This is a genomic window from Acidovorax sp. 69 (assembly GCF_002797445.1).
Classification (GTDB): Bacteria; Pseudomonadota; Gammaproteobacteria; order Burkholderiales; family Burkholderiaceae_C; genus Acidovorax.
The window spans coordinates 2,152,854-2,177,612 of the sequence record NZ_PGEP01000001.1 but is presented as its reverse complement, the minus strand read 5'-3'; the positions used below and the strand labels follow the sequence as shown (position 1 = coordinate 2,177,612).

At 62.6% G+C, this 24,759-nt stretch carries 24 protein-coding genes, 1 tRNA gene and 1 pseudogene; 13 read left to right on the top strand and 13 right to left on the bottom strand.

What is annotated here, in order from left to right:
- Positions 1-35: 35 nt before the first annotated feature.
- Positions 36-1,679, bottom strand: coding sequence for a 3-(methylthio)propionyl-CoA ligase (locus CLU85_RS10010; RefSeq protein WP_100410130.1), 1,644 nt, complete (start codon positions 1,677-1,679; stop codon positions 36-38).
- Positions 1,680-1,951: 272 nt separating this feature from the next.
- On the opposite strand from CLU85_RS10010, the gene CLU85_RS10005 reads away from it, so the two are divergent.
- On the top strand, positions 1,952-2,638 hold the full coding sequence (locus CLU85_RS10005; protein ID WP_100410129.1) for a Crp/Fnr family transcriptional regulator: 687 nt from the start codon (positions 1,952-1,954) through the stop codon (positions 2,636-2,638).
- Positions 2,639-2,684: 46 nt separating this feature from the next.
- Here the strand turns inward: CLU85_RS10005 and CLU85_RS10000 are convergent, their stop codons facing one another.
- The gene (locus CLU85_RS10000) at positions 2,685-4,346 is read right to left on the bottom strand and encodes a carboxylesterase/lipase family protein (RefSeq protein WP_369858312.1); all 1,662 of its coding nucleotides are present in this window, start codon (positions 4,344-4,346) and stop codon (positions 2,685-2,687) included.
- 239 nt (positions 4,347-4,585) lie between these two features.
- Between CLU85_RS10000 and CLU85_RS09995 the strand changes: the two genes are divergently transcribed.
- From CLU85_RS09995 to CLU85_RS09970, 6 genes are all read left to right on the top strand, one after another.
- On the top strand, positions 4,586-5,644 hold the full coding sequence (locus CLU85_RS09995) for an AraC family transcriptional regulator (RefSeq protein ID WP_100412473.1): 1,059 nt from the start codon (positions 4,586-4,588) through the stop codon (positions 5,642-5,644).
- A gap of 77 nt (positions 5,645-5,721) precedes the next feature.
- The gene (locus tag CLU85_RS09990; RefSeq protein WP_100410127.1) at positions 5,722-7,203 is read left to right on the top strand and encodes a YdiU family protein; all 1,482 of its coding nucleotides are present in this window, start codon (positions 5,722-5,724) and stop codon (positions 7,201-7,203) included.
- On the top strand, positions 7,200-7,613 hold the full coding sequence (msrB, locus tag CLU85_RS09985; RefSeq protein ID WP_100410126.1) for a peptide-methionine (R)-S-oxide reductase MsrB: 414 nt from the start codon (positions 7,200-7,202) through the stop codon (positions 7,611-7,613). Before CLU85_RS09990 ends, msrB begins: the two co-directional genes overlap by 4 nt.
- 24 nt (positions 7,614-7,637) lie before the next feature.
- Positions 7,638-8,177: a septation protein A gene (locus CLU85_RS09980; protein ID WP_100410125.1), complete on the top strand. Its 540-nt coding sequence runs from the start codon at positions 7,638-7,640 to the stop codon at positions 8,175-8,177.
- 11 nt (positions 8,178-8,188) lie between these two features.
- A complete protein-coding gene (locus CLU85_RS09975; RefSeq protein ID WP_100410124.1) occupies positions 8,189-8,449 on the top strand; it encodes a BolA family transcriptional regulator in 261 nt (86 codons plus the stop codon).
- 67 nt (positions 8,450-8,516) lie between these two features.
- Positions 8,517-9,302 (top strand): peptidylprolyl isomerase, encoded by a 786-nt coding sequence (locus tag CLU85_RS09970; RefSeq protein WP_100410123.1) that lies wholly within the window; start codon positions 8,517-8,519, stop codon positions 9,300-9,302.
- A 120-nt stretch (positions 9,303-9,422) separates the two neighbouring features.
- Here the strand turns inward: CLU85_RS09970 and CLU85_RS09965 are convergent, their stop codons facing one another.
- The 5 genes from CLU85_RS09965 to CLU85_RS09940 form a co-directional block, all read right to left on the bottom strand.
- The gene (locus CLU85_RS09965) at positions 9,423-10,229 is read right to left on the bottom strand and encodes a heparan-alpha-glucosaminide N-acetyltransferase (RefSeq protein ID WP_100410122.1); all 807 of its coding nucleotides are present in this window, start codon (positions 10,227-10,229) and stop codon (positions 9,423-9,425) included.
- 197 nt (positions 10,230-10,426) lie between these two features.
- The gene (locus CLU85_RS09960) at positions 10,427-10,636 is read right to left on the bottom strand and encodes a hypothetical protein (protein WP_100410121.1); all 210 of its coding nucleotides are present in this window, start codon (positions 10,634-10,636) and stop codon (positions 10,427-10,429) included.
- 376 nt (positions 10,637-11,012) lie between these two features.
- A tRNA-Pro gene (locus tag CLU85_RS09950) sits at positions 11,013-11,089 on the bottom strand.
- A 199-nt stretch (positions 11,090-11,288) separates the two neighbouring features.
- Positions 11,289-11,540, bottom strand: a complete 252-nt coding sequence (gene infA / locus CLU85_RS09945; RefSeq protein WP_100410119.1) for a translation initiation factor IF-1 — start codon at positions 11,538-11,540, stop codon at positions 11,289-11,291.
- A 230-nt stretch (positions 11,541-11,770) separates the two neighbouring features.
- The gene (locus tag CLU85_RS09940) at positions 11,771-13,015 is read right to left on the bottom strand and encodes an HPP family protein (RefSeq protein WP_232727787.1); all 1,245 of its coding nucleotides are present in this window, start codon (positions 13,013-13,015) and stop codon (positions 11,771-11,773) included.
- A gap of 476 nt (positions 13,016-13,491) precedes the next feature.
- Between CLU85_RS09940 and CLU85_RS09935 the strand changes: the two genes are divergently transcribed.
- The 6 genes from CLU85_RS09935 to asd all read left to right on the top strand — a co-directional run bounded on the left by CLU85_RS09935 (position 13,492) and on the right by asd (position 19,129).
- Positions 13,492-14,682, top strand: a complete 1,191-nt coding sequence (locus CLU85_RS09935; protein ID WP_100410118.1) for an ABC transporter substrate-binding protein — start codon at positions 13,492-13,494, stop codon at positions 14,680-14,682.
- A gap of 127 nt (positions 14,683-14,809) precedes the next feature.
- Positions 14,810-15,673 carry a branched-chain amino acid ABC transporter permease gene (locus CLU85_RS09930; RefSeq protein WP_100410117.1) on the top strand — a complete coding sequence of 288 codons (864 nt, stop codon included), beginning with the start codon at positions 14,810-14,812 and terminating at the stop codon, positions 15,671-15,673.
- Between the two features lie 58 nt (positions 15,674-15,731).
- Positions 15,732-16,730, top strand: a complete 999-nt coding sequence (locus CLU85_RS09925) for a branched-chain amino acid ABC transporter permease (protein WP_100410116.1) — start codon at positions 15,732-15,734, stop codon at positions 16,728-16,730.
- Positions 16,723-17,496: an ABC transporter ATP-binding protein gene (locus CLU85_RS09920; RefSeq protein ID WP_100410115.1), complete on the top strand. Its 774-nt coding sequence runs from the start codon at positions 16,723-16,725 to the stop codon at positions 17,494-17,496. Before CLU85_RS09925 ends, CLU85_RS09920 begins: the two co-directional genes overlap by 8 nt.
- Before the next feature lies 1 nt (position 17,497).
- On the top strand, positions 17,498-18,214 hold the full coding sequence (locus tag CLU85_RS09915; RefSeq protein WP_100410114.1) for an ABC transporter ATP-binding protein: 717 nt from the start codon (positions 17,498-17,500) through the stop codon (positions 18,212-18,214).
- A 63-nt stretch (positions 18,215-18,277) separates the two neighbouring features.
- Positions 18,278-19,129, top strand: coding sequence for an archaetidylserine decarboxylase (asd, locus tag CLU85_RS09910; RefSeq protein WP_100410113.1), 852 nt, complete (start codon positions 18,278-18,280; stop codon positions 19,127-19,129).
- 71 nt (positions 19,130-19,200) lie between these two features.
- Here asd and CLU85_RS09905 read toward each other — a convergent pair whose 3' ends face one another.
- The 6 genes and pseudogenes from CLU85_RS09905 to CLU85_RS09880 all read right to left on the bottom strand — a co-directional run bounded on the left by CLU85_RS09905 (position 19,201) and on the right by CLU85_RS09880 (position 24,696).
- Positions 19,201-19,410 (bottom strand): hypothetical protein, encoded by a 210-nt coding sequence (locus tag CLU85_RS09905; RefSeq protein WP_100410112.1) that lies wholly within the window; start codon positions 19,408-19,410, stop codon positions 19,201-19,203.
- Positions 19,411-19,545: 135 nt separating this feature from the next.
- A complete protein-coding gene (gene hutG, locus CLU85_RS09900) occupies positions 19,546-20,364 on the bottom strand; it encodes an N-formylglutamate deformylase (protein ID WP_100410111.1) in 819 nt (272 codons plus the stop codon).
- Positions 20,365-20,406: 42 nt separating this feature from the next.
- Positions 20,407-21,803, bottom strand: a pseudogene (locus CLU85_RS09895) (formimidoylglutamate deiminase).
- Positions 21,800-23,086: an imidazolonepropionase gene (gene hutI, locus CLU85_RS09890; RefSeq protein WP_100410110.1), complete on the bottom strand. Its 1,287-nt coding sequence runs from the start codon at positions 23,084-23,086 to the stop codon at positions 21,800-21,802. The pseudogene CLU85_RS09895 and the gene hutI overlap by 4 nt, the downstream one beginning before the upstream one ends.
- A 66-nt stretch (positions 23,087-23,152) precedes the next feature.
- The gene (locus CLU85_RS09885; protein WP_100410109.1) at positions 23,153-23,836 is read right to left on the bottom strand and encodes a HutD family protein; all 684 of its coding nucleotides are present in this window, start codon (positions 23,834-23,836) and stop codon (positions 23,153-23,155) included.
- The gene (locus tag CLU85_RS09880; protein ID WP_369858311.1) at positions 23,836-24,696 is read right to left on the bottom strand and encodes a phytanoyl-CoA dioxygenase family protein; all 861 of its coding nucleotides are present in this window, start codon (positions 24,694-24,696) and stop codon (positions 23,836-23,838) included. Before CLU85_RS09880 ends, CLU85_RS09885 begins: the two co-directional genes overlap by 1 nt.
- Between the last annotated feature and the right edge of the window lie 63 nt (positions 24,697-24,759).

Genomic DNA, 24,759 nt, shown 5'->3' with positions numbered 1-24,759 from the left:
GCACCCGTGCAAGGACCGGCCCGGCATCTCCCCGATCACAGGCTCGGAAGCTTGTAATCCTTGAGCTGCTCGCGCAGTTTGGTTTTGAGCATCTTGCCGGTAGCGCCCAGCGGAATGGCTTCAACAAACACCACATCGTCCGGGATCTGCCACTTGGCCGTTTTGCCTTCGTAGAAGGCCAGCAACTCGTCACGTGTGACCTCGGTACCGGGGCGTTTGACCACTGCCACGATGGGGCGCTCGTCCCACTTCGGATGGGGCATTCCCACACAGGCTGCCATCGCAATCGCGGGGTGCGCCATCGCAATGTTTTCAATGTCGATGGAGCTGATCCACTCGCCTCCGGACTTGATCACGTCCTTGCTGCGGTCAGTGATCTGCATGAAGCCGTCCGCATCAATGGTGGCCACGTCGCCCGTAGGGAACCAGCCCCGGCCCTGACCGTCCTTGATGAGGGGATTGCCGCCCTCGCCCTTGAAGTAGCTGTCCACAATCCACGGGCCCTTGACCAAAAGGTCACCATAGGTTTTTCCGTCCCAGGGCAGTTCTTCGCCGTCGCCGCCGACGATCTTCATGTCCACACCATAGATCGCCCGGCCCTGCTTGAGCAGGACTTTCATCTGGTCTTCCTTGGACATCGCCAGGTGCTTGTTTTTCAGGGTGCACAACGTGCCCAGCGGGCTCATCTCGGTCATGCCCCAGGCATGTAGCACCTCCACGCCGTAGTCTTCCTTGAAGGCGTGGATCATGGCCGGTGGACAGGCCGACCCGCCGATCACGGTGCGGCGCAGCGTAGAAAACTTCAGGCCCGCAGGCTTCATGTGGCCCAGCATCATCTGCCACACGGTGGGCACGCCAGCGGCATACGTGACCTTCTCCGCCTCGATGAGTTCGTAGATGGACTTTCCATCCATCGCGGGGCCCGGAAAAACGAGCTTGCAGCCGGTGAGCGCTGCCGAGTACGGGATGCCCCAGGCGTTGACGTGGAACATGGGCACCACGGGCAGAACCGAGTCGCGGGCCGACAGGCACATCACGTCGGGCAGTGCTGCGGCATAGGCATGCAGCGTGGTGGAGCGGTGGCTGTAGAGCGCAGCCTTGGGGTTGCCCGTGGTGCCACTGGTGTAGCACATGCTCGATGCCGAGTTCTCGTCAAACTCAGGCCAGTCATAGTCAGGCGACTGCGCACCAATCCAGGTCTCGTAGCTGGTGAGGCCTGGAATGCCTGAATCCGCAGGCAGCTTGTCTGCGTCGCACAAGGCCACCCATTTCTTCACAGTAGGGCACCTGGCGTGCACCGCCTGTACCAAGGGCAGGAAAGTGGTGTCAAAACACATGACCTGGTCTTCGGCGTGGTTGACGATCCACGCGATCTGGTCGGGGTGCAGGCGCGGGTTGACCGTGTGCAGCACGCGGCCCGAACCGCTCACGCCAAAGTACATCTCCATGTGGCGGTAGCCGTTCCAGGCCAGCGTGGCCACGCGGTCGCTGAACTGGAGCTTGAGTGCGTCCAGCGCATTGGCAACACGGCGCGCACGCACAGCGAGATCACGGTATGTGTAGCGATGAATGTCACCCTCTACCCGTCGAGACACGATTTCGGCGTCGCCATGGTGGCGTTCGGCGAATTCGATCAACGACGAAATCAGCAACGGTTGACTTTGCATCAGGCCCAGCATGGGTGCTCCTTGAATGTTGTAGTGAAGGGAAAGATCATGGTAGCGTGAGGCGCTTGGCCAAGGTGTCTCCCTGGTCATGAAACGAGACCGGAAAAACCCGAGTCATCCCCAAGCGCGCTGCAGTCTGGCTCCAATGCCATCGCCCGGTCACAGCCCGCGGCGAGCCCGCAGTGTGCGCCGTGCATTGGCGACTGCCAACACCTGTCGTCCCATTGACAAAGGCCGAGGGATTACCCTGAACGTTCCGCCAGGGTGCAGCGACAATTGCGCTCATGCTCAGTACCTCCCTCTTGGCTCCTCGGTTCATTTCAGGCCAGCCCTGGTTTGCCAGCGTGCCGGCCACTCTGCAGGAGCGCCTGCGCAACGAGGTGTTTGCCGTGCAAGGCGAAAAAGGGGAGGTCATGCTGCCCGCAGGCAGTACGGTCGAAGGCTGGCACGCCGTGCTGTCGGGACTGGTGATGCTGCAAAGCCCGGCCAGCAAGGGGAGGTCTTCGGCCTTCATTGGCGCGCCGGATGGCGAGTGGTTTGGCGAGGGCTCTGCCATGAAGCCCGAGCCCCGCCGATACCATGTGGTAGCGCTGCGCCCCACCACCCTGCTGTGCCTGCCGCTGCCACTTTTTTCCACGCTGCGCGAGACCAGCCTGGCGTTCAACCAGTTCCTCGTACTGCACCTGAACATGCGGCTCGGGCAAGCCATGACCATCATTGAGGCCGGGCGCACCCAGTCCACAGAACACCGCGTGGCGCTGTACCTCAGCCGCCTTTTCTGGCGCAGCACCCGGCGGCTCAACCTGACCCAGGACGAGCTGGGCCAGCTGGTGGGCCTGTCGCGGCAAACGGTCAACAAGGTGCTGCGTTCGCTGGAGGGCATGGGCATCGTGTCGCTGGACTTTGGGCGCGTGGCCATCGTGGACGACGAGGCGCTGAACGCATACCTCGCCGCCACAGCGGCGCAGTGACCCTCTGCACTCTGCCAAAACCGACGCAGCGCAGTCAGCATGGGTGTCATTGAACGCTCAGGCGCACCGCCTTCTGGTCAGCGTCCAGCAACAGCTTGCGGGGCCATGGCTGCCAGGTCTGGCCCAGGGTGCCGTTGTTGGGATCGCCGGTGTGCACAAAGGCGCGCATGCTGTCCATCATGGCCCGGGACAGCGCCAGGCGCCCCGGCTGGTTGGCCAGGCTATTGGTGGCCTTGGCAAACACCGAGGGACCGAAGTTGCCGAACACAAACGGCAGGTCAAACGCATGGGCCGCGCCATACACATCGTTCCAGGGCGCGGGCTGCTGGGCCCAGTTGAACTGGTAGTTCCACACACTGCTCTGCTGGCTGCGCAGGGCATTGAGCAGGTTGTCGCGGCTGGCACCGATGAACACATTGCCCAGCAGCTGTGTGCGTGCGTTGTAGCCCGTGCCAGGGGTCGTCACAGGCAGGTAAGACGCATCCAGAATATCTGCCGCTGTGAGGCTCGTGGGTGCATCGGGGTCAAAGCGCTGCATCATCGCAAAGCGCTCGGCATCGCTGATCTTCATGCCGGGCTTGCCACCGAGCAGCACGAGGAAGGGCGCAAACAACTTGCCCTCCTCGGCCGTGTAGCCGGACAGGACCGGCACCTTCTGATAGCGCCCTGCCGCGATCTCGGAAATCGGATCGGCGGGAACCACCACACCGTCAGGGATCGGGCCGGAGCCGGTCAGCCCCTTCGCCAGCACCGTCTGCAAAATCACCCGCGCATCCTTGCCACGCAGGTAGCTGGCCACCTGGGCGGGCGTCCAGCCGGCCACCAGGGTCTGTGCCTCGGGCAAGGCGGGTGCCAGGCCGTCGGCCACCACCAGATGCGCGAGCAGCTGGCTGGCCTGTGTGGCGTAGCGCGAGGCGGGGCTGAGTGTGGGAATGGAGCCCGCAGGCAGGTTGGATGCCAGGGAGATCCCGCCGCTGATCGGCACCATCTTGTGGAACAGGCCAGACGCTTGCGGCGCCGTCAGCAGCGCCAATGCATTGATGGCACCCGCCGACTGACCCATCAGTGTGACGTTGCCCGCATTGCCGCCAAAGCGTGCGATGTTGCCCTGAACGAAGCGCAGCGCTTGCACAATGTCCAGCAGCGCATAGTTGCCGGTGTAGGCACTGCTGCCACTGTTGCCGCCATGCAAGGCGGGCAACTGCAAATAGCCCAGCACGTCCAGCCGGTAGTTGGCCGTGACCACGATGGCATTGGAAGATTTGGCCAGCGCGGCACCGTCGTACACCGGATCGGCGGTGTAGCCCGAGATGGCGCTGCCGCCGTGGATGAAGACCAGCACCGGCAGGTTGTCCTGCGTGGTGGCCGGGCGCCAGATATTGAGGGTCAGGCAGTCCTCGCTGCCCAGCGGCGTGTTCAGCGTCTGGCCGATGGTGTCGTCAAAGCGGTTGTTGGCGCCCGGGCCATAGATGCGTCCCATCTGCAGGCAGGCGCTGCCAAACTGGGCGGCGCTTCGCTCGCCCGTCCAGGCGGCGGGCTCGGCCGGCGGTTGCCAGCGCAAGGCACCTAGCGGCTGCTGGGCGTAGGGCACGCCCTTCCAGGCGTAGGTGCCGCTGGCCGCGCTGTCATCTGTGCCACGCACCACACCGTAGCGGGTTTCGCGCAACTCGGGCGGCGTACCGCCCGAGCCGCCACAGGCGGTCGCCATGACGGCGGCGAGGCAAGCCGCGCTCCAGCGCAGGCACTTTGCAATATAGGCCATGTTGTTTGTCTCCTTCGGGGTTTTCAGGAATGGGTCGAGCCTCTGGAACACATCACACTTGCACCTGGGCACAACCTCGGCGCCGATTGTGGGAACGCCTGGCCCGCAGCCCACTATCGCAACCACACCAAAACAGTGACTTCAGAACACCACCCGCGCGTAAACCCTGAGACAGGGACATGCCCATGAACCCGCTGCCGCAGCGCACCAGCTCTGCCGCCTGGGTACGCGGCATCGCAGAGTTGTTTGCGGCCGAGGGACTTCCGGTGCAGGCGCTGTGCGCGCAGGCCGATATTGACCTGGACAGCCTCCAACACCCCCACACCCGCGTGGATGTGGACCGCGTCAGCCGCTTGTGGGAGGCAGCAGCCCAGCACCACGACCGCCCGGGGCTGGGCCTGGACCGCCAACTCGCCGCGCGCTACGGCAAGCTGGACCTGGTGGGCCATGCGCTGGCCTCGGGGCCAAACCTGCTCGAAGGCTTCAGGCACCTGGACCGGCACATGGCGTTGATCTCGGACGCCACCACGTTTTCGATGGAACGCGACCCGCGTGGGTACTGGATGGTGCTCAACCACATTGGCGCATCGCGCCCCATTCCGCGCCAGCGGGTGGAATTTGCGGTGCTGACCCTGCTGACGCTGTGCGACTGGCTCACGCGGCGTGACCTCACGCCCCTGGCCGTCGAACTGGTCACCCCGCCACCGGCCGACGACGCGCGCCACCGCACCGCCTTTGGCGTGCTGCCCCGCTTTGGCCAGTCGGGCAACCGTTTCCTGATGGCCGAAGCCGACTTGCTGCAGCCCATTCCCACCCACAACCCCAGCCTGTGGGCGCTGCACGAACAACTGGTCGAAACCGAGCTGGGGCAGTTGGGCCCATCGCTGGTGAGCGCCAAGGTACGCGCCGAAATATCGCGCACGCTGCACCTGGGCGAGCCCCGGCGTGAGGACGTGGCAGCGCGCCTGCACCTGACGGACCGCACCCTGCAGCGGCGGCTGCAGACAGAGTCGGTGAGCTACCAGCAACTGCTGGACGACACCCGCAGCGAACTGGCCCGCCAGTACCTGGCCGACCCGCGCCGCAATCTGGCCGAGGTGGCCGATCTGCTCGGTTTTTGCGACCAGAGCAACCTGTTTCGGGCCTGCAAGCGCTGGTTTGGCATGCCCCCAGGCCAGTACCGCCTGCAACTGCTGCCGCCAGCAACAAGCCAGGTCGCCCTGGGAACTGAGGCGCCGGCGTAGCTGCCCGCGCGCAGCCTCATCCGCTCGCCATGGCCCTGTGGGCACCGGGACATCCGGGCTGCGAGACAATCGAACCCATGACCTTGACTGCCGACAGCGACACCCGCACCGACCTCGGCCTGGCCTGGGACCACCGCTTTGCCGCGCTGGGCCCCGACTTTTTCACCGAACTACGCCCCACCCCCTTGCCCACACCCCACTGGGTGGGCACCAGCCCGACCGTGGCGCAACTACTGGGCCTGAATGAAGCCCATCTGCGCAGCGACGATGCCCTGCAGGCATTTACCGGAAACCACCTGTTGGCGGGTTCGCGTCCATTGGCCAGCGTGTACAGCGGACACCAGTTTGGTGTGTGGGCAGGCCAGTTGGGCGACGGCCGGGCCATCCTGCTGGGCGAGACCGCCAGCGGGTGGGAGATCCAACTCAAAGGGGCAGGTCGCACACCCTATTCCCGAATGGGTGACGGGCGCGCGGTACTGCGGTCCAGCATCCGGGAATTTCTGTGCAGCGAAGCCATGCATGGTCTGGGCATTGCTACCTCACGCGCCTTGTGCGTTACCGGATCAACCGGCCCGGTGCGCCGCGAAGAGATCGAAACGGCCGCCGTGGTCACCCGCGTGGCACCGAGTTTTGTGCGCTTTGGGCACTTTGAGCACTTCGCAGCCAACGGCCAAGACTTGCAGCTGAAAGCGCTTGCCGACTACGTGGTTGACCGTCACTACCCGGAATGTCGCGGCACCACCGAGTTTGGAGGCAATGCTTACGCTGCGCTGCTGAAAGCCGTGAGCGAGCGCACCGCCCGCCTCATGGCCCAATGGCAAGCCGTGGGGTTTTGCCACGGGGTGATGAATACCGACAACATGAGCATCCTGGGCTTGACCCTCGACTACGGCCCTTTCCAGTTTCTGGACGCTTTCGTGCCCGGTCACATCTGCAACCACAGTGACACGCAGGGCCGCTACGCCTACAACCGCCAGCCCAACGTGGCGTACTGGAACCTGTTTTGTCTGGCCCAAGCCTTGTTGCCACTGATGGGCGACCCGGAGATCGCCAAAGAGGCGCTGGAATCCTACAAAACCGTCTTTCCCACTGAATTTATGGCCCGGATGCGCGCCAAGCTGGGGTTGACGGACGCAAGCGATGGCGACGCTGAACTCATCGATACTCTTTTGCTGCTGCTGGCCCGCAACGGTGTGGACTACACGATCTTCTGGCGGCGCTTGTCGCACGCCGTTGTTGCGGGCGACTTCGAGCCGGTCCGCGACCTGTGTGCGGACCGTGACGGGTTGGACCAGTGGTTGCTATCGTATTCGGAGCTACTTGCGCATATGGATAAAGCGCCTGTTGCCGATTTGATGCTAAAAACCAATCCCAAATTTGTGTTGAGAAACCACTTGGGCGAGCAGGCCATCCGCGCAGCGAAACTTGGCGACTTCAACGAACTCCAAACCCTTCAGCGGCTGCTGGAGCGCCCCTTTGACGAGCACCCTGGGCACGACGCCTATGCAGCCTTCCCGCCCGACTGGGCGTCCTCCATCGAGATCAGCTGTTCATCATGACCTACCCTGTTCAGAAAACCGATGCCGAATGGCAAGCCGTCTTGCGCGAAAAAGGCGCAGAACCCGTGGCCTTGCAGGTCACGCGCCATGCCGCCACCGAGCGCCCGTTCACCGGCAAGTACGAAGCCCACTGGGCCGACGGCAGCTACCATTGCATCTGCTGTGGCAGCAAGTTATTTGATTCAGTGACAAAGTTTGACGCAGGTTGCGGCTGGCCCAGCTTCTCGGAAGCCCTTCCTGGCTCGATCACGGAAATCGTCGACCGCAGCCATGGCATGGTTCGCACCGAAACGGTATGTGCACAATGCGGGGCGCACCTGGGCCATGTTTTTGAAGACGGTCCTGCCTCCACCGGCCTGCGCTATTGCATGAACTCGGCCTCGCTGGACTTCGAATCCGGCACAACCTGAGCGCCGAGACTCTTTTCTGATCCCATGAAAATTCTGATCGATTTCTTCCCCATCCTGCTGTTCTTCGGGGCTTACAAGTTCTATGGCATCTACGTGGGCACGGCCGTGCTGATGGCCGCCACTGTGGCGCAGATGGCCCTGATTTACTTCATCGACCGGCGCCTTCAGACCATGCACAAGGTCACGCTGGTGCTCATCCTGTTGTTTGGCACCCTTACTTTGGTGTTGCAGGACGACCGCTTCATCAAATGGAAGCCGACGGTTTTATATGGGGCCATGTCCCTCGCACTGGCCGTGGCCCTGTGGGCAATGAAGAAAAATTTCCTCAAGATGCTGCTCGGCAGCCAGCTGGAACTGCCCGACAACGTATGGCTGCGGCTTAACGTGGCCTGGATCATCTACTGCGCCTTCATGTCTGCCATCAACGCCTATGTGGTGCTCAACTTCAGCACCGAGGCCTGGGTGGACTTCAAGCTCTGGGGCTATGCCTTCCCCCTGGTGTTCCTGATTGCACAAGGCATCTACATTGCGCCACACCTCAAGGGTGATGAGCCTGCCGCCTGAGAACGCCGGATATGACAACCCTTGCCCAACAAATGCACCAGGCACTGGTGGAAAAGCTAACCCCCACCCAACTCGAAGTGCTGGACGAAAGCGCAGCCCACGCGGGCCATGCCGGTGCCAATGGCACCGGCTTTGGCACCCATTTCCGGGTCCGCATTGCGTCACCTTTCTTTACAGGACGGCCCCGTGTAGCGCAACACCGCCTTGTGTATGATGCGCTGCAAGAATTTATTGACCAAGGCGTTCACGCCCTCGCCATTGAAGTTCTCTGAGCCGGCCCCAAGTCATCAGTTGCCGGATTTCAGCTGGCAAACAACTCCCTTATTTTTTGGATTCCGCATGAAGAAACAGCTCCTGTCCGGCCTCGTCGCCGCTGCCGTGCTGGGCACGATGGCCCTGCCCGTTTCCGCCCAGAACATTGCCATCGTCAATGGCAAGGCCGTGCCCAAGGAGCGCGTCGAAGCGCTCAAGCAGCAAGTGGAACGCTCCGGCCGTCCGGTGACGCCAGACATCGAAGGCCAGATCAAGGAAGAAGTCATCGCCCGTGAGATCTTCATGCAGGAAGCGCAAAAGCGCGGCTTGGAAGCCTCGGCAGACTACAAAGCCCAGATAGACCTGGCCCGCCAAAGCATCTTGATCCGCGAACTGTTCGCCGACTTCCAGAAGACGAACCCTGTGACCGACGCCGAGATCCAGGCCGAGTACGACAAGTTCGTGGCCGCCAATAGCGGCAAGGAATACAAGGCCAGCCACATCCTGGTGGAAAAAGAAGCTGACGCCAAGGCCATCATCGCGTCCATCAAGAAGGGCGCCAAGTTTGAAGACATCGCCAAGAAGCAGTCCAAGGACGCAGGCTCTGGCGCCAAGGGCGGTGACCTGGATTGGGCCAACCCCGCCAGCTACGTGAGCGAATTCACAGAAGCCCTCATCAAGCTGGAAAAGGGCAAAATGACCGACACCCCCGTCAAGAGCCAATTTGGCTGGCATGTGATCCGTCTGGATGGCGTGCGCCAGGCCGAGTTGCCCAAGCTGGAAGAGGTCAAGCCGCAAGTTTCTCAACAACTGCAACAGCAAAAGCTGGCCAAGTTCCAGGAAGACCTGCGCGCCAAGGCCAAGGTCGAGTAATCGGCTTCCATCGCATCCCATCCGGGATGCCCATAAAAAAACGCGACCAAGGTCGCGTTTTTTTATGGATATTGCGGATTGCACTGCGCCTCTGGTCGCTCAGGCCGTGCCGCCATTCGCTCATGGACGGTTCAGCACCCAGGCCACCATCGTCAGCAGCCCGATCATCACTGGCTGATGAAGCATGTAGTAACTGAGACTCCAGCGCCCTAGCACCGCCAATTGCCGAAAGATTCCAGGCAATGCCCACTGCGCCCACAAAGGCCGCCTGAGCAGTGTCCACTGCCCTGCGGCAAGACCCCACCACATCACACCCAGCCACGGAAAAATCGGCACGTAGTCTTCGGTAAAGGGCTTGCGTGACACCAGTCCCAGCCAATTGAGGGCGCGCCCATTCAGCCAGGGTGCTGCTTCCTCAAAAACTCCGGTCAACGCATGCAGTGCCAGCGACGGCAACACCACTGCCACCAGCCCCGCCAACCACAACCATCGCCCCCAACTGACAGAGCACCGCGCAATCAGAAGCATCACAGCCATACCGTGCAACACACCAAAGTAGATAAAGCTTTGGGGGAACATCACAAAAGAACCTGCTGTGACCAGCAAGGCACAGCCTACAACCTGCACCCATCGGCGTCCAAAACGCAACCAGCCCTGCCCTTGGTGCAATGCAATGGCCTGACCGAGTCCCGCACAAAACAGGAAGAGGCTGACGATGAACGTGCGCTGGGTTGTCCAGAAGGGGTCCGCACGGAAATTCTGTGGCCAAAACCCGAAGTGGCTCAGGTCAAAACAGAAGTGAAAGACCGTCATCCATACCATGGCCAAGCCACGCAGCGCATCCACCGTGTCGTAGCGTCTCGAATGGGCACCTGCATCAACGGCTGCCTCCGAAAAAGAAAGGATTGCCGACGTGGAAAATTTCATCGCATGAATAGCCCATCAGATGCACGGACAACGGCCCATACGGATGCCAGATGGTACGCAATGTTCACACGCCACTTGGTAAGAAATCCCTGCGGCGGCCTTGCCGACCCTGCAGCATCCCCAACGCTTCGAGCAGCTCATTGGCATCCATCGGCGCCCCTCGGTTTCTTTAAACCGAGGGTATCGCCCTGCCCCGCTCAATCTTTGAGCACAACTCCCAGCGAAGCCAGCTTGTCCGCATAGGAGTCCCTGCGCTTCACGGCTTTGCCTGCCGTATCGATAGCTGCTTGAATTGCCTTGGGGCCCTTGGCCGCAACCGCTTTGATCAGCCCCTGTTTGTGGGCGGCCTCTGCCCTCGCCCTTTTGTAAGTGGCGATCAATTCGGCATATGGAGCAGGTTGATTCACAGGAGCCTCATTTTTCTAACGTGCCATTTTCAACGCTGGCGGACATTGAAACCGCGCAATCCACGCCGACACCACACCCAGAATGATCGGGGATTGGCCCCGTAACGTGGGCTGTCGGTACAGCGACAAGCCCCGGACGTACAACGCCCATCCCCCCAACACGTCATTCTGCGACCTGCAAGCCAAAGCCCAGACGGGTGTGAACGAAAAGAGCAGGCCTATCGAGGTCCAGCGGATGGGCGCACACCACGCGAGCTCAGAGGGCAGAAAAAGTGCGGCACAAAAACACATCGAGGCCAGAGCAACCCGTTAGACAAACGCATAACGGAAAACGAAAAGGGCTCCTAACTTGATAGCTAGGAGCCCTTACGATTGATGGTCGGAGCGGCGGGATTCGAACTCGCGACCCTCTGCTCCCAAAGCAGATGCGCTACCAGGCTGCGCTACGCTCCGACAGCTCGTATTCTAACTCGGTATTTCCCTACTTTCTGGTTCGTTGCGTACTTTTTGTGTTTTTTCCAAAAACAGCGAGCAACAAACTAAAACCGGGAATCCACTACCTCTTTCGCAAGGGGGCACATGGATGAGAGAACCACAAGAAACGAGAAACGGATCAGCCCACAGGGCTGAAAAAGACCAAGGACTCAGTGAATTAACGGTTGCTCGACGGTCCGGGACCACGGCCAGCCAGATGGCGGAACGTGATGCGTCCCTTGGACAGGTCATACGGAGACATCTCCAGCGAAACCTTATCGCCCGCCAGGATGCGGATGTGGTGCTTGCGCATTTTGCCGCCCGTGTAGGCGATCAGTTGGTGACCGTTTTCCAGCGTGACGCGAAAGCGCGAGTCGGGCAAAACTTCCGTGACGGAGCCTTGCATTTCAATGAGTTCTTCTTTGGCCATGTTCTCTATCTTTTCAAAACAAATATTCTGTGATCAGCGCCTGAACGCTTTGTGCATCCACCACGGCAGCTACGACGTGGTCGGTACTCGACACACGGTGCATTGCGGGCGGTGGGAGTCGCTGCACCCGGGGCGCAGATCAGGCAGAGGGCCGGGGGAGACGGCGTCAATGGACAGGCTCAAGCGCTGTGCATAGCCTGTCGATTGTACCGCGATGTACCACGTTTTGCCTATTGGCCCGCGTTGGAGGCTGTTGAGGCCGCCCCATGCGCCCTGGTTGCGCTCACAACGTCCCCCTCATCACGCCCCTGAACGGCTGTGGCCAGCGTTCGCACCAGGTCCGTCTGGGTGATCACACCCACCAACCGCTCATCCCCATCCACGATGGGAATATGGTGGTGCCCGCCTTGAGAAAACAGGGGAACAAGATCCATGGCGTGCTGCGCCACGCGGGCCACCTGCACCGGGTGCGACATGATTTCGCCCACATCCTGAGGCTGGCCACTGCGACCCATGACGAGTGTGCGCAGGCGCTGCCCCAGCCCTTCGTGCGTATCAAGGTTGGCGAGCCGCATGAAATCCGCCACTGTCACGATCCCTACAACCCGGCGCAGCGGGTCCACCACCGGCAACGCTTTGATCTGCTGGGCACGCATCAGCGCCCATGCATCCTTGAGGGAGACCTCCGCCTCCACCGCAAACGGAGGCTTGGACATGATGTCCGAACAACGAACCTCACCCAGCGTTCGCTGGAAAGCGGCCCTGCCCGCCAGATGCAAAAGCCCCTCCAGATCCGCACGGCTGACATCCAGCACCTGGTTGTAATGGGACAAAGCAGCATCCACATCTGACGCGGTGAAAGCACCCTGGGCAACATCAGTCCTGACCGCTGCACGCTGGGGGTGCGGGTAACGGCGCCCGGTCAGGCCGTTGTAGACCACCCCAGCCACCAGCAATACGAGCACATTGAAAAGTATGGGAAACGCGGCCAGGTGCCACCCCTCGCCCGCCGTCAGCACCATATAAAGCGCCATCGCTCCACCTGGTGGATGCAGGCAGCGCAGCGGCACCATGAGCGCTATGGCCAACCCCACCGCCACCGCCCCTGCGATCGCGGGATCTGGGATAAAAGCGGCAGCGGCTGCACCAACGAGTGCCGACAAAGTGCTTCCACCCAGAACAGGCCAAGGCTGGGCCAATGGGCTTGATGGCATACCAAATACCAGCACCGCGCTGGCCCCCAGCGACGCCACCATCCAGGGGCCCGTACTGCCACTCCCTGCCCACCAACGGCTGAGCAATGCTGTCAGCAACACGCCAGTCACCGCACCAACGATGAAACGCAGTCTTTCGCGACCATCAATACCCAGCGGGGCTGGCCAAAAATGACGCAGCCACCGGGCCAGACGCACCCGAATGGACGGCGCAGAAGACGAGGACAAGGACGCGGAAGAAGAGCGAGATGGAAGAGACATGAAGCAATGGGTAACACTGCGAACTGGGGGGCCACGGACAGCAAGACCTCCCCTGTGACCAATGACCTCTATTTTGCCGGGTGAAGGCTCCATGTTTTCCGACTGAGCCCACAGGTCGACGGCCCAGGATGATGCAGAGGCCTCTCTATGCTCGAAACTACCAATACCGAGGCATCAAACAGCGCGACACCACCCTGAAAACATGATCTATACTGCATAAAATACAAAAAAATGCAGTTTACTTCATTGATCTATCTTTACCGACGTCAAGAGGTTCTGGCAATCCCTAGCGGTCTTTTTCAGAAGAACCGGTGCCCGGACAGCGTTCAAACCCTGTCAACCCATGAAGCAATAGCGCAGGACGGACAGCCCTCGAATGCATGCACCCAGGCCCGTCGGTACGGGTAACCCATAGGTATTCACCACAGAGTGCTTGGAGTAAATTACTTTAAGCCTAAACAAAGGAGACAAGCCCAATGACCACCCGCCGCCTCGTCATCAGCCGCAGCGCCGCCCTTGTGGGCGCAGCATCCACAGGGCTGTTGCTGCCCTCCATCGTGCGCGCTCAAAGCGGCAAGGTGCGTGTGGGTTTCATGCTGCCCTACACCGGCACGTTCGCTCAGTTGGGGGTGGCCATCGAAAATGGCGTGCGCCTGGCCATCGACCAGCAGGGTGGCAAACTCGGTGGTCGCGAAATCGAGTGGTTCAAGGTGGACGACGAATCCGAGCCCAGCAAGGGCGTCGAGAACGCCAGCAAGCTGGTGCAGCGCGACAAGGTGGATGTGCTGATCGGGACCGTGCATTCAGGTGTGCAGATGGGTATCCAGAAGGTGGCGCGCGACAACACTGGCGTGCTCAGCCTCATCCCCAACGCAGGCGTTCATGCAGCGACACGCGCACTGTGTGCCCCCAACGTGTTCCGCACTTCGTTCAGCAATTCCCAGCCCACACTGGCCCTGGGCAAAGCCATGGTCGAAAAGGGTCACAAGAAAGCCGTGTGGATCACCTGGAAATACGCAGCGGGCGACGAAGCCTTTGAAGGCTTCAAAGAGAGTTACACCAAGGCAGGCGGGACCATCGTCAAGGAACTGGGCCTGCCCTTCCCCAACGTAGAGTTTCAGGCACTGCTCACCGAAATCGCCGCACTCAAGCCCGATGCCGTGGCGTGTTTCTTTGCCGGTGGCGGCGCGGCCAAGTTCATCCGCGACTATGCTGCGGCGGGCCTCAAGGACAAAATTCCACTGTACGGATCAGGCTTCCTCACCGAAGGTGTACTGGACGCCGCAGGCCCTGCAGCCGACGGCATCATCACCACCATGCACTACAGCGACTCGCTGGACACGCCGCGCAACAAGCAGTTCCGCCTGGAATACGCCAAGGCATTCCGCAGCCAGCCCGACGTGTACGCCGTGCAGGGCTACGACACCGGCCTGCTGCTGGTACAAGGCGCCAACGCCGTGAAGGGCGACCTGTCCGCCAAACCCGCGCTGTACAGGGCGCTGGAGAGTGCCGTGATCGATAGCCCACGGGGCAAGTGGACCATGAGCAAGGCCCATAACCCCGTGCAGGACATCTACCTGCGCAGGGTGGAGAACAAGGAAAACAAGGTGATCGGCGTTGCCGCCAAAGCGCTGGCCGACAGCGGTGCCGGGTGCCGCATGGGCTGACCGGCCCATTCGGCCCGCCCCCTCGATCCACCCGCGTGGCTTCCACGCGGGGCTCTCTGCTGCAGGCCGCGCGCCGTGCGGCAAGATTTGTTGCACTCCATTCACAGCCTCATAGCCCCAGCTCTCCATGGATTTCGCCACCTTTTTGATCCAGTTGCTCAACAGCGTGCAGTACGGTCTTTTGCTGTTCATGCTCGCGGCTGGCCTCACGCTGATCTTCGGCATCATGGGCGTGGTGAACCTGGCACATGGCAGCTTCTACATGCTGGGGGCTTACCTGGGGTACTCGCTGTCGGGACAATTCGGCAGCCTGACCCTCGCCATCCTGGGTGGTGCTGTGCTGGCCGTGGTGTTCGGCCTGGCGCTGGAATGGCTGTTGTTTCGCCATTTCTACCACCGTGACCATCTGGACCAGGTGCTACTCACCTTCGGCCTGATTTATATCTTTGAGGAACTGCGTTCCATCCTCTGGGGAGATGATGTGCACGGTGTAGCGATTCCAGCCATGCTGGACTGGTCCATTGCGCTCACCGACACCCTCTCGTATCCGGTCTACCGACTGTTCATCTCCGGCGTCTGCATTGCGCTGGCGCTGGGCCTGTATCTGCTGATCTCCAAGACCCGCCTGGGCATGAAGATCCGTGCCGGTGCCTTCAACCGGGACATGGCTGAATCGCTGGGGGTGAACATCAAGCTCATCCACGCCACCGTCTTTGCGTTGGGGGTTGGCCTCGCGGCCGTCGCGGGCATGGTGGCCGCGCCAGTGTCCAGTGTCTACCCCAACATGGGATCGTCGGTTCTGATCATGTGCTTTGTGGTGGTGGTCATTGGTGGCATCGGCTCTGTGCGCGGCGCGCTGATCTCGGCACTGCTTGTGGGGCTGGTGGACACCTTTGGCAAGGTACTGCTGCCATCGATGTCGGGCATGCTGGTCTACATGCTGATGGCAGCCGTGCTGCTGTGGAAACCCGAAGGTCTTTTCAAACAATGAATGCCTCCTCGCTTGTCACTTTGCACCCTCTGCGCATTTCGCAGCCCGGCGGCCACCCATGAGCACTCCCCGCGCCAATATCGAAGTGCTGCCGCGCAGCGTTCAATTTTCCCTCGCACTGGGGCTGGCGGCGCTGCTGCTGTTCCCCGTCGTCGGCAGCGACTTCTATGTGCAGATGGTCACCCGCATGATGATCATGGCCATCTTTGCGATGAGCCTGGACTTGCTTCAGGGGGTGACCGGCCTGGTGTCGCTAGGCCACGCCGCCTACTTTGGCGTGGCGGGCTATGCGCTTGCTTTTCTCACACCTGCCGACGTGCCGGTGAGCCTGTGGTGGTCACTGCCGCTGGCCGTGGCGGGTTCGGGGTTGGTGGCCCTCATCATCGGGTTCTTCGTGGTTCGCACCCACGGCATCTACTTCATCATGGTCACCATGGCGTTTGCGCAGATGGTGTTCTATCTGTTCTTTGACAACAAATTGCTCGGCGGATCGGATGGGCTGTACATCAACTTCCGGCCCGATGCATCGGTGTTCGGCTGGTTGCCGTTCGACCTGGAAGGCCGTAAAACCTTCTACTACTTCACACTGGCGCTTGTGGTGTTGGTCTACGTGTTGCTGCGTCGTTTGCTCTGGAGCCCTCTGGGCCGTGCACTGTCAGGTATTCGCATCAACGAGCACCGCATGCGTGCCATGGGCTTCGGCACCCGCGGCTACAAGCTCACGGCGTTCTCGGTGGCGGGCGCGCTCGCGGGCCTGGCAGGCTACCTGTGGGGCGCGCAGACCGGCTACGTGAACCCTGAGCTGATGGGTTTCCACATGAGCGCACACGCCATCATGATGGTCATCCTGGGAGGGATGGGTAATTTTGCCGGAGCCATCGTGGGCGCCTTCGCCTTCGAATACCTGCTGCATGTGTTCAAGGACATCACCAAACACTGGCAACTGCTGATGGGTGGCTTCATCGTGCTGGTGGTGGTGGCCGCGCCGCGGGGACTGCTGGGCATGCTGGGGCAACGCCGGGCGGCCAAGACGCAGGAGGACCCACACCATGGCTGACGCCCTGCTCTCTGCCCGCCAGCTCACCAAGCGTTTTGGCGGCCTGGCCGCTGTCAACGGAGTGTCTGTGGATCTGTGGCGTGGCCACATCCATGCTGTCATTGGCCCCAATGGCGCGGGCAAGTCCACGCTGACCAACCTGCTCTCAGGCGACCTGCCCCCCACCTCGGGCCAGGTGCTGCTGGGTGGCACGGATGTGACCGGCTGGGCTCCCGAACGCATCTCGCGCCAGGGTCTGGGCCGCAGCTACCAAAAAACCAACATCTTTTTGCCACTCACTGTGCACGAAAACGTGCGCCTCGCGGCCCAGTCGCGCGATGCACAGCAGCCCTGGAACCCACTGCGCTGGTGGCAGGACACACGTGCCAACACTATCAAAAACAGAGCTACCAACGCACGAATGGAAAGCGCTATCGAGCTTTCTGGCTTGAAAGACCGGCGAGCCGCGATTGCCGGAGCGATGAGCCACGGCGAACAGCGACAGCTCGAAATCGCCATGACGCTGGCCACAGAACCCCAGGTACTGCTGCTGGACGAGCCTCTGGCCGGAATGGGTGTCGCCGAGGCAGAGCGCATGGTCGAACTGCTGCAGCGTCTCAAACCCGCCCACGCGATCATGCTGGTGGAACACGATATGGACGCCGTGTTCGCGCTCGCCGACCGCCTCACCGTGATGGTCAACGGCGAAGTCATCGCCCATGGCACCCCCGCCGAGGTTCGTGCCGACGTGGGTGTGCAGGCCGCCTATCTGGGCGAGGATCACTGAGATGAAGAACACCCCTTGGATCGATGCCCGGGGCATCCACACCTTCTACGGCAGCAGCCACATCCTGCACGGCATTGATTTCACCGTGGGCCAGGGCGAGACCATCGGCCTCATGGGCCGCAACGGCATGGGCAAGAGCACCCTGCTCAAGTCGCTGATGGGCTTGGTCAAGCCCCGCTCGGGCAGCGTGGCCGTGGCGGGCCGCGACATGACCGGCAAGCCGCCCTACGAAGTGGCCCGGCTGGGCATTGCCTACGTGCCCGAGGGCCGGGGCATCTTCGGCAACCTGAGCGTGGTCGAGAACCTGCAGATGGCCGCCCGCGCCGGCACCCGCGGCCAGCGCGACTGGACCTACGAGCGCGTGCTGGAGACCTTTCCGCGCCTGAAGGAGCGCCTGGGCCACGGCGGCCAGCAGCTCAGCGGTGGCGAACAGCAGATGCTCACCATCGGCCGCGCGCTGATGACGAATCCCGACGTACTCATCCTAGACGAAGCCACCGAGGGCCTGGCCCCGCTGATCGCGCGCGAGATATGGCGCATCTGCAGCCTCATCAAGGAAAGTGGCATCAGCAGTGTCATCGTGGACAAAAACTGGAAGCACGTCACGCAGATCACCGACCGCAACATCATCCTGGTCAAGGGCCAGGTGGTGTTTGAGGGCAGCTCAGACGCGCTGCACGCGCAACCCCAGTTGCTGGACCAGTACCTCGGGGTATGAACCATGCGGGTGACAGCGCCCCGCCGATAGAATCATCCGCTTTCGTCTTCGAGGGATTCGCCCGTGTCTGATCGCCTGGCAGTTCTGCCGCAATACCTCCTGCCCAAGCAGGCACTGACCACCCTGGCTGGCAAGTTCGCGTCGGCGAGGCTGGGGGGCCTGACCACCTCGGTGATCCGCCGGTTTGTCGCCCGCTACAACGTCAACATGGCCGAGGCGGCCAACCCCGACGTTGCCAGCTACGCATCATTCAACGACTTCTTCACGCGCGCCCTCCAACCCGGCGCACGACCGCTGGCCATGGCGGACATGATCTGCCCGGTGGACGGCGCCATCAGCCAGTTTGGCCCCATCGACAAGGACCAGGTCTTCCAGGCCAAGGGCCACACCTACTCCACCACTGCGCTGGTCGGTGGCGATGCCGCGGCAGCAGCCCGTTTTGACAACGGCCATTTCGCTACGCTGTACCTGAGCCCACGCGACTACCACCGCATTCATATGCCCTGCGCGGGCGAGCTGACGCGCATGGTGCATGTGCCCGGCGATCTGTTTTCGGTGAACCCCACCACAGCGCGTGGTGTGCCGGGCCTGTTTGCGCGCAACGAGCGGGTGGTGTGCTTTTTTGAATCGGCCCAGGGCCCATTTGTGCTGGTGCTGGTGGGCGCCACCATCGTGGGCAGTATGGCGACGGTATGGCACGGCCAGATCAACCCCCCTCGCACCGGCACGCTGCGCCAGTGGGACTACGCCAAGGGGCAGATTCAACTGCAGCAAGGCGAGGAAATGGGCCGCTTCTTGCTGGGTTCCACCGTGGTGATGCTGTTCCCCAAGGGACCGCTGCAGTTCAACCCCCAGTGGGCACCAGCGCGGGGGATTCAGCTCGGTGAGGCCATGGCGCAGCGAGTGCCAGTGTAGGCAGTTTCAGCGCTCAGGGCGTTGCAAATAACGGATGTGTGTGGCCAACACCCACACGCTGCACCGGCAGCTCAGACGCGGTCTGGCACGCGGGTCAGGTGAAAGGCGCTGGGCGCTAACTGCAGGGCATCCGGGTACACGGGGCTGTCGACACCCACCAGGTAAACCATCAAGGTGTTGCGGCGAATCACCACATGGCTGACGGTTTCACGCCGCTGATTCCAATGCACGGAAGCGCCGGGCTTGAAATGGGGCATGTAGTAGTAGGCGGTTGGATCCATAGGGTGCGGCTCCTTCCGCTGAAGTGGGCCTTTCCGTGGCCCACTCGCTTTACGAGCTTGGTGCAAGTCGCCACTTCATACTAGCACCGAAGCCCGCCCAGCGGTAAATCTTCTGCCTTGAACGAAGGAACCGGCTCAAGCCGCCAATTTGGAGTTGGCAAACACCAAGGCAGAGGTCAGCATCCGGTGCAGGTGGGGTTGCACACCTGCAGCCGCCTCGGGCACGTAGTCAAACGGCAAGACCTCTTGCATGTAGCTGCACTGGGTCATCTCCAGCTGGATAGCGTGCACGCCCTGCTCGGGCTGGCCATAGTGGCGTGTGATGTACCCCCCCTGAAACCGGCCGTTGAGCACAGCGGTGTACCCCGCCGCAGCCTTTGCGATGGCCAGCAGCTCCTGCGCCAGCGCGGGATCGCAGCTGGCGCCATTGGCAGTGCCCAGGTTCAGGTCGGGCAACTTGCCCTCAAAAAAGCGCGGGAGCACGGAGCGGATCGAATGCGCATCCCACAATATGGCCACCCCATGCTGGGCGCGTATGCGGTCGATCTCTGCACGCAGCTGCGCGTGGTAGGGCTGCCAGACCACAGCGCGGCGTTCCGCAATCTCCGCTTCATCCGGCACATCGCTGTGCGCATAGATGGGGGTGTCGTCAAACGTATCCACCGGGCACAGGCCGGTAACGCTCTGACCGGGGTAGAGGCTCGCACCGTCGGGCGGGCGGTTGAGGTCCACCACATAGCGCGAATGGGTGGCCAACAAGATGGAGGCCCCCATATCGCGGGCAAAGGCATACAGACGGTCCATGTGCCAGTCCGTGTCGGGCACCTGGCGGGCCTCGTCGGTAAAGCGTGCCGCCAGGGCCGGTGGCACATAGGTGCCCGCGTGTGGCATCGACAGCAGCAGTGGTTGTGTGCCCTGGTGAAAAACGAATGGCGGGTGTGTGGTGTCGGTCATGGAGGTTTCCATCAGGGAAAAATAGGTTCGACGCCCTGTGTATCAGTCGGGCGCAATGGTGGCAGAGCGCGCGGCCACAAAGGCCCGCGCGGCAGCCTCGTGCAGCACATGGCGGCCTTTGGATACGCGGCACACGCCCGCAACCCACAGGCTGTCGATGGCTGAAGTGCGGTGGCTGCCAAAGACATGGGCCGAGAGCATGCTGTGAGCCGGCAGATCGCACAGAGCCACATGGCATGCATCCAGCACCACCAGGTCGGCCTGCTGGCCCACGGCCAAGCCTGCAATGGCGCGCCCCGCTGCCTGCGCCCCCCCTGCACAGCCTGCAGCGTCATGGCGGTGGCCACCTCGGCCTGTGCGGCGCTGGCCAGCACATTGCGCTGGCGGCGCGACAGGCGTTGGCTGTATTCGAGCATCAAAAGCTCTTCGGCCGCATTCACGCAGGCATGGCTGTCCGATCCGACGCCCCATCGGCCGCCGTGCTTCAGCCACAGCGGCATGTCGAAAATACCGTCGCCCAGGTTTGCCTCGGTCGTGGGGCAGATGCCAGCCACCGCGCCGGTGCGCGCCGCGGCGGCGTACTCATCCGGCGTCATGTGCGTGGCGTGCACCAGGCACCAGCGTTCGTCCACGGGCGCGTGCTCCAGCAGCCACTGCACGGGGCGCCGGTTGCTCCAGGCCAAGCAGTCGTCCACCTCTTGTGTCTGCTCGGCAATGTGGATGTGGATCGGCGCCTTGGGGTTCAGGGCGGTCAGCCCCTGAACGGCCGCACTCAGACTCTCGGGTGGTACGGCACGCAGCGAATGCGGCGCAAGACCCAAAACGGCCCCTTGTGCTTGTGTGGCGGGCGCGAGGCGCTCTAATAAAGAGAGCATGTTGTCGGTGCTGCGGATAAAACGCGCCTGGTCGGCACGCGGCGGCTTGGCAGCAAATCCGCTGGTCTGGTACAGCACCGGCAGCAGCGTGATGCCCATGCCCGCGTTGCGCGCGGCGCGCAGCAAGGCCTGTGACAACGTTGCATCGTCGGCATAGGGCGTCCCCCCCTGGTCGTGGTGCACATAGTGAAACTCGCACACCGAGGTGTAGCCAGCCTCCAGCATCTCGACATACAGCCAGGTGGCAATGGCCTCCAGCGATTCGGGGGTGATGCGCTGCGCAAAGCGGTACATCAGGTTGCGCCAGCTCCAGAAGCTGTCGTCGGCCTGGCCCCGGTATTCGGTCAAGCCCGCAAACGCGCGCTGGAACGCGTGCGAGTGCAGGTTGGGCATGCCCGGCAACAGCGGGCCTGCAGCCTGCTCGGCGCCTGCAGGCGCCAAAACGCCGGGTGTGACTTCCGTGATACGCCCTGCCTCATCCCATTGCATGAGCACGTCACGCGCCCAGCCGGTAGGCAGCAGCGCGTTGGCTGCAAACAACTGACGATGAAGAGGCTGACTCATGGCATCACTCCGTAGACGCGCCCCTGCCGCACGATGGTGCATGCGGGCTTGTGGCCCAACCAATACGCCAACTCAGCAGGCTGACCCAATGGCCAGAGCACAAAATTGGCAGGCCGGCCCGATGCGATCAGACCATGCGAATCCTGCAGGCCCAGCGCTCGCGCTGCATGAATGGTGATGCCCGCCAGCACCTCAGGCACCGTCATGCGAAACAGCGTGCACGCCATGTGGGCCATGAGCAAGAGGCTGAGCGCGGGTGAGGTGCCCGGGTTGTGGTCAGTAGAGACGGCCATGGGCACACCCGCTTCGCGCAGCTGTGCAATCGGCGGCAGGTGCGTGTCGCGCAACGTGTAGTAGGCCCCCGGTAGTAACACGGCCACGGTGCCCGCTGCGCGCATGGCGGCAATGCCTTCGGCCGACAAATGCTCGATGTGGTCACACGACAGCGCGCCGTAGCGCGCAGCCAGGGCCGACCCGCCCATGTCCGAGAGCTGCTCGGCATGCAGCTTGACCGGTATGCCGAGCTTTTGCGCGGCCTGAAAGACCTGCTCCGTCTCGTTCAGCGTGAAGGCAATGCGCTCGCAGAACACATCCACCGCGTCCACCAGGCCCTCGGCGGCCAGCGCAGGCAGCATCTCGTGGCACACCAGGTCGATGTAGTCCTGGCTGCGCCCAGCGTATTCGGGCGGCAGCGCGTGGGCACCCAAAAAGGTGGTGCGCACCGTCACGCCAAACGCCTCGCCCAGGCGGCGGGCGACGCGCAGTTGCTTGCGCTCATGCTCCAGCGCCAGGCCATAGCCGGATTTGATCTCGATGGCGCACACGCCCTCAGCCAGCAACGCTTGCAGGCGCGGCGCGGCCTGGGCAAAGAGTTCGTCCTCCGTGGCCTCGCGCGTGGCCTGGACCGACGACACAATGCCGCCGCCCGCCCGGGCCACCTCTTCGTACGTGGCCCCCGCCAGGCGCATGGCGAATTCGTTGGCACGCTGACCGCCGTAGACCAGGTGCGTATGGCAGTCCACCAGGCCAGGGGTGGCGATGGCGCCTCGGCCGTCAAAGCGGGGCAAGGCGCTGAAGGCCGATGGCAGCTGGGCCTGGGGCCCCACCCAACACACCGTGCCGCCCTGTACCACCACGCATGCCTGCTCGCCCTCGGGCACCGGCACATCGGCCACCCACAACGACGCCACGGGTCGCAGGCCCGACCACACGCCATCGGCGCTGGGCGCCGGAGACGTCTGAAGAATTGCGCCCTGCATGTCGCTGTCTGCTGCTGTGTTCATGGATTGAATTGCTATGTTTTATATAGCTGCCAGTGCTTATCTCATTTGCGCTAGCGGCCAATTTTATTAATCTTTTGTATCCAGGGCGGGACAGAGCGCCACCCAGGCCAGTACAGGGGAATCGCCTGCCGACCCGGTGCCAGCTGCGGCGCCAAGGGGGTGAAGGGGGACCATGGCCGGTGAGCGCTGATCGCCCTGCCCGCCCTCGGTCTCCTCATCCATCCACCAGATGCCCTGTCCCGTCTTCAGCACGCGGGGTGCCTTGCCGTCTGGCGTCCCACCGAGGTGGACACCATGACCACCACCCCATTGCCATGATCCCTGGAGCACCATGCACAGGCCCGCAACGCCCATTGCAGGCGGCGGCGCACCGCGCACCACCTGCAGCGTGCCGCGCCAGCCCCCGCGACGCACCATGAGGTTGAAGTCGGTGGACACGCCCCCCAGCATGCGGCAATCCACGGGCTCGTCCCCCGAGAACACAAAGGGCTGCCAAGGCTGGGCCAGCACATGCTGCCAGTGCCCGCCCGCGCCCTGCAACGCCACGCCATCGCCCTTGAGCAGCATGATCTGGCGATCCACCCCAGGAAACGCCGAGAACGGCCCCGGGCGCGCAATGGTTGCGACGCTCACACGCCAGTCAAAATGCTCCATGCCTGCGCCCGGCGGCCAGCAGACCAACTCTTGCGTGCTGCCGCCGCCGTTCTTCCACGGCACCTGGGGCGTTGTGGCCATGTCCAGAAACTCCATCACGCCTGGGCACCCCGCAGCACCGGGTTGCCACCCACCAGCAGCGGGAACAGCGGGTGGTTCATCTCGGCCCCGGCGGGCAACACCTCGGCCAGACCCGGAAACTCGGGCGAAGTCTTCCAGGGTCGGGGGGCATGGCGCGTGTCGTCGCCAAGGAACCGCACGGAGAAAACCCGGCGGCGGTTCGCGCCTTCCACCCCACCCGCTGCATGCAGCGTGAGCATGTGAAAACACACCACGTCGCCCGGCTCGATCTCCCAGCCCACGATGGGGAAGGCATCGCGGTCGGCCTCCACATTGGGCAGGTCCTGCAAGCTGCCCTCAGGGAACCACTTGGCCTGGTTGTCCATGAACGTGCGCGGCATGAGCCAGGGGCCCTTGTGCGAACCGGCCACAAATTCGAGCGTGGCTGCGCGCGACACCGGATCGACCGGAATCCACATGCTGATGTTCTGTTTGCCGTCGATGTTGTAGTACGGCTGGTCCTGGTGCCACGGCGTGCGCTGGCGCGTGCCCGGCTCCTTCACCAATACATGGTCGTGGTACAGCCGCACGGTGCGCGACTGCATCAGGCGCTGTGCAGCCAGGGCCAGCGGCGTCTCGTGCACGAACTGACCGAACTGCGGGATGTCCTGCCAGTTGCAGAAGTCCTCAAAAAAGCGCCCCGGGTCATCGGGTCGGCTCGCCACCTTGGCCCGTGGGCTGGGCGCGGCCAGATTCGTGTCAATGCCGCTGCGCAGCAGCGCCACCTCATCGGGCGTGAGCAGTTGCTTGATACACAGCGCACCGTCGCGGTCAAAACGCGCGACGTCTTCTTCGGTCAATCGTTCTTGCAGGCGCTGCAGCAACACGGGGGACATCGGGGGCATGCGGGTTTCCTCCTCGGGGTTTGATGGCGACCGTGCGTGTGCGGATGCTCCACG

Excerpts from the sequence above, each read along its gene's own strand:
- CLU85_RS10010 (WP_100410130.1), bottom strand. The coding sequence starts at position 1,679 with ATGCTGGGCCTGATGCAAAGTCAACCGTTGCTGATTTCGTCGTTGATC.
- CLU85_RS10005 (WP_100410129.1), top strand. The coding sequence starts at position 1,952 with ATGCTCAGTACCTCCCTCTTGGCTCCTCGGTTCATTTCAGGCCAGCCC.
- CLU85_RS10000 (WP_369858312.1), bottom strand. The coding sequence starts at position 4,346 with ATGGCGACCGCCTGTGGCGGCTCGGGCGGTACGCCGCCCGAGTTGCGC.
- CLU85_RS09995 (WP_100412473.1), top strand. The coding sequence starts at position 4,586 with ATGAACCCGCTGCCGCAGCGCACCAGCTCTGCCGCCTGGGTACGCGGC.
- CLU85_RS09990 (WP_100410127.1), top strand. The coding sequence starts at position 5,722 with ATGACCTTGACTGCCGACAGCGACACCCGCACCGACCTCGGCCTGGCC.
- msrB (WP_100410126.1), top strand. The coding sequence starts at position 7,200 with ATGACCTACCCTGTTCAGAAAACCGATGCCGAATGGCAAGCCGTCTTG.
- CLU85_RS09980 (WP_100410125.1), top strand. The coding sequence starts at position 7,638 with ATGAAAATTCTGATCGATTTCTTCCCCATCCTGCTGTTCTTCGGGGCT.
- CLU85_RS09975 (WP_100410124.1), top strand. The coding sequence starts at position 8,189 with ATGACAACCCTTGCCCAACAAATGCACCAGGCACTGGTGGAAAAGCTA.
- CLU85_RS09970 (WP_100410123.1), top strand. The coding sequence starts at position 8,517 with ATGAAGAAACAGCTCCTGTCCGGCCTCGTCGCCGCTGCCGTGCTGGGC.
- CLU85_RS09965 (WP_100410122.1), bottom strand. The coding sequence starts at position 10,229 with ATGAAATTTTCCACGTCGGCAATCCTTTCTTTTTCGGAGGCAGCCGTT.
- infA (WP_100410119.1), bottom strand. The coding sequence starts at position 11,540 with ATGGCCAAAGAAGAACTCATTGAAATGCAAGGCTCCGTCACGGAAGTT.
- CLU85_RS09940 (WP_232727787.1), bottom strand. The coding sequence starts at position 13,015 with ATGTCTCTTCCATCTCGCTCTTCTTCCGCGTCCTTGTCCTCGTCTTCT.
- CLU85_RS09935 (WP_100410118.1), top strand. The coding sequence starts at position 13,492 with ATGACCACCCGCCGCCTCGTCATCAGCCGCAGCGCCGCCCTTGTGGGC.
- CLU85_RS09930 (WP_100410117.1), top strand. The coding sequence starts at position 14,810 with ATGGATTTCGCCACCTTTTTGATCCAGTTGCTCAACAGCGTGCAGTAC.
- CLU85_RS09925 (WP_100410116.1), top strand. The coding sequence starts at position 15,732 with ATGAGCACTCCCCGCGCCAATATCGAAGTGCTGCCGCGCAGCGTTCAA.
- CLU85_RS09920 (WP_100410115.1), top strand. The coding sequence starts at position 16,723 with ATGGCTGACGCCCTGCTCTCTGCCCGCCAGCTCACCAAGCGTTTTGGC.
- CLU85_RS09915 (WP_100410114.1), top strand. The coding sequence starts at position 17,498 with ATGAAGAACACCCCTTGGATCGATGCCCGGGGCATCCACACCTTCTAC.
- CLU85_RS09905 (WP_100410112.1), bottom strand. The coding sequence starts at position 19,410 with ATGGATCCAACCGCCTACTACTACATGCCCCATTTCAAGCCCGGCGCT.
- hutG (WP_100410111.1), bottom strand. The coding sequence starts at position 20,364 with ATGACCGACACCACACACCCGCCATTCGTTTTTCACCAGGGCACACAA.
- hutI (WP_100410110.1), bottom strand. The coding sequence starts at position 23,086 with ATGAACACAGCAGCAGACAGCGACATGCAGGGCGCAATTCTTCAGACG.
- CLU85_RS09885 (WP_100410109.1), bottom strand. The coding sequence starts at position 23,836 with ATGGAGTTTCTGGACATGGCCACAACGCCCCAGGTGCCGTGGAAGAAC.
- CLU85_RS09880 (WP_369858311.1), bottom strand. The coding sequence starts at position 24,696 with ATGTCCCCCGTGTTGCTGCAGCGCCTGCAAGAACGATTGACCGAAGAA.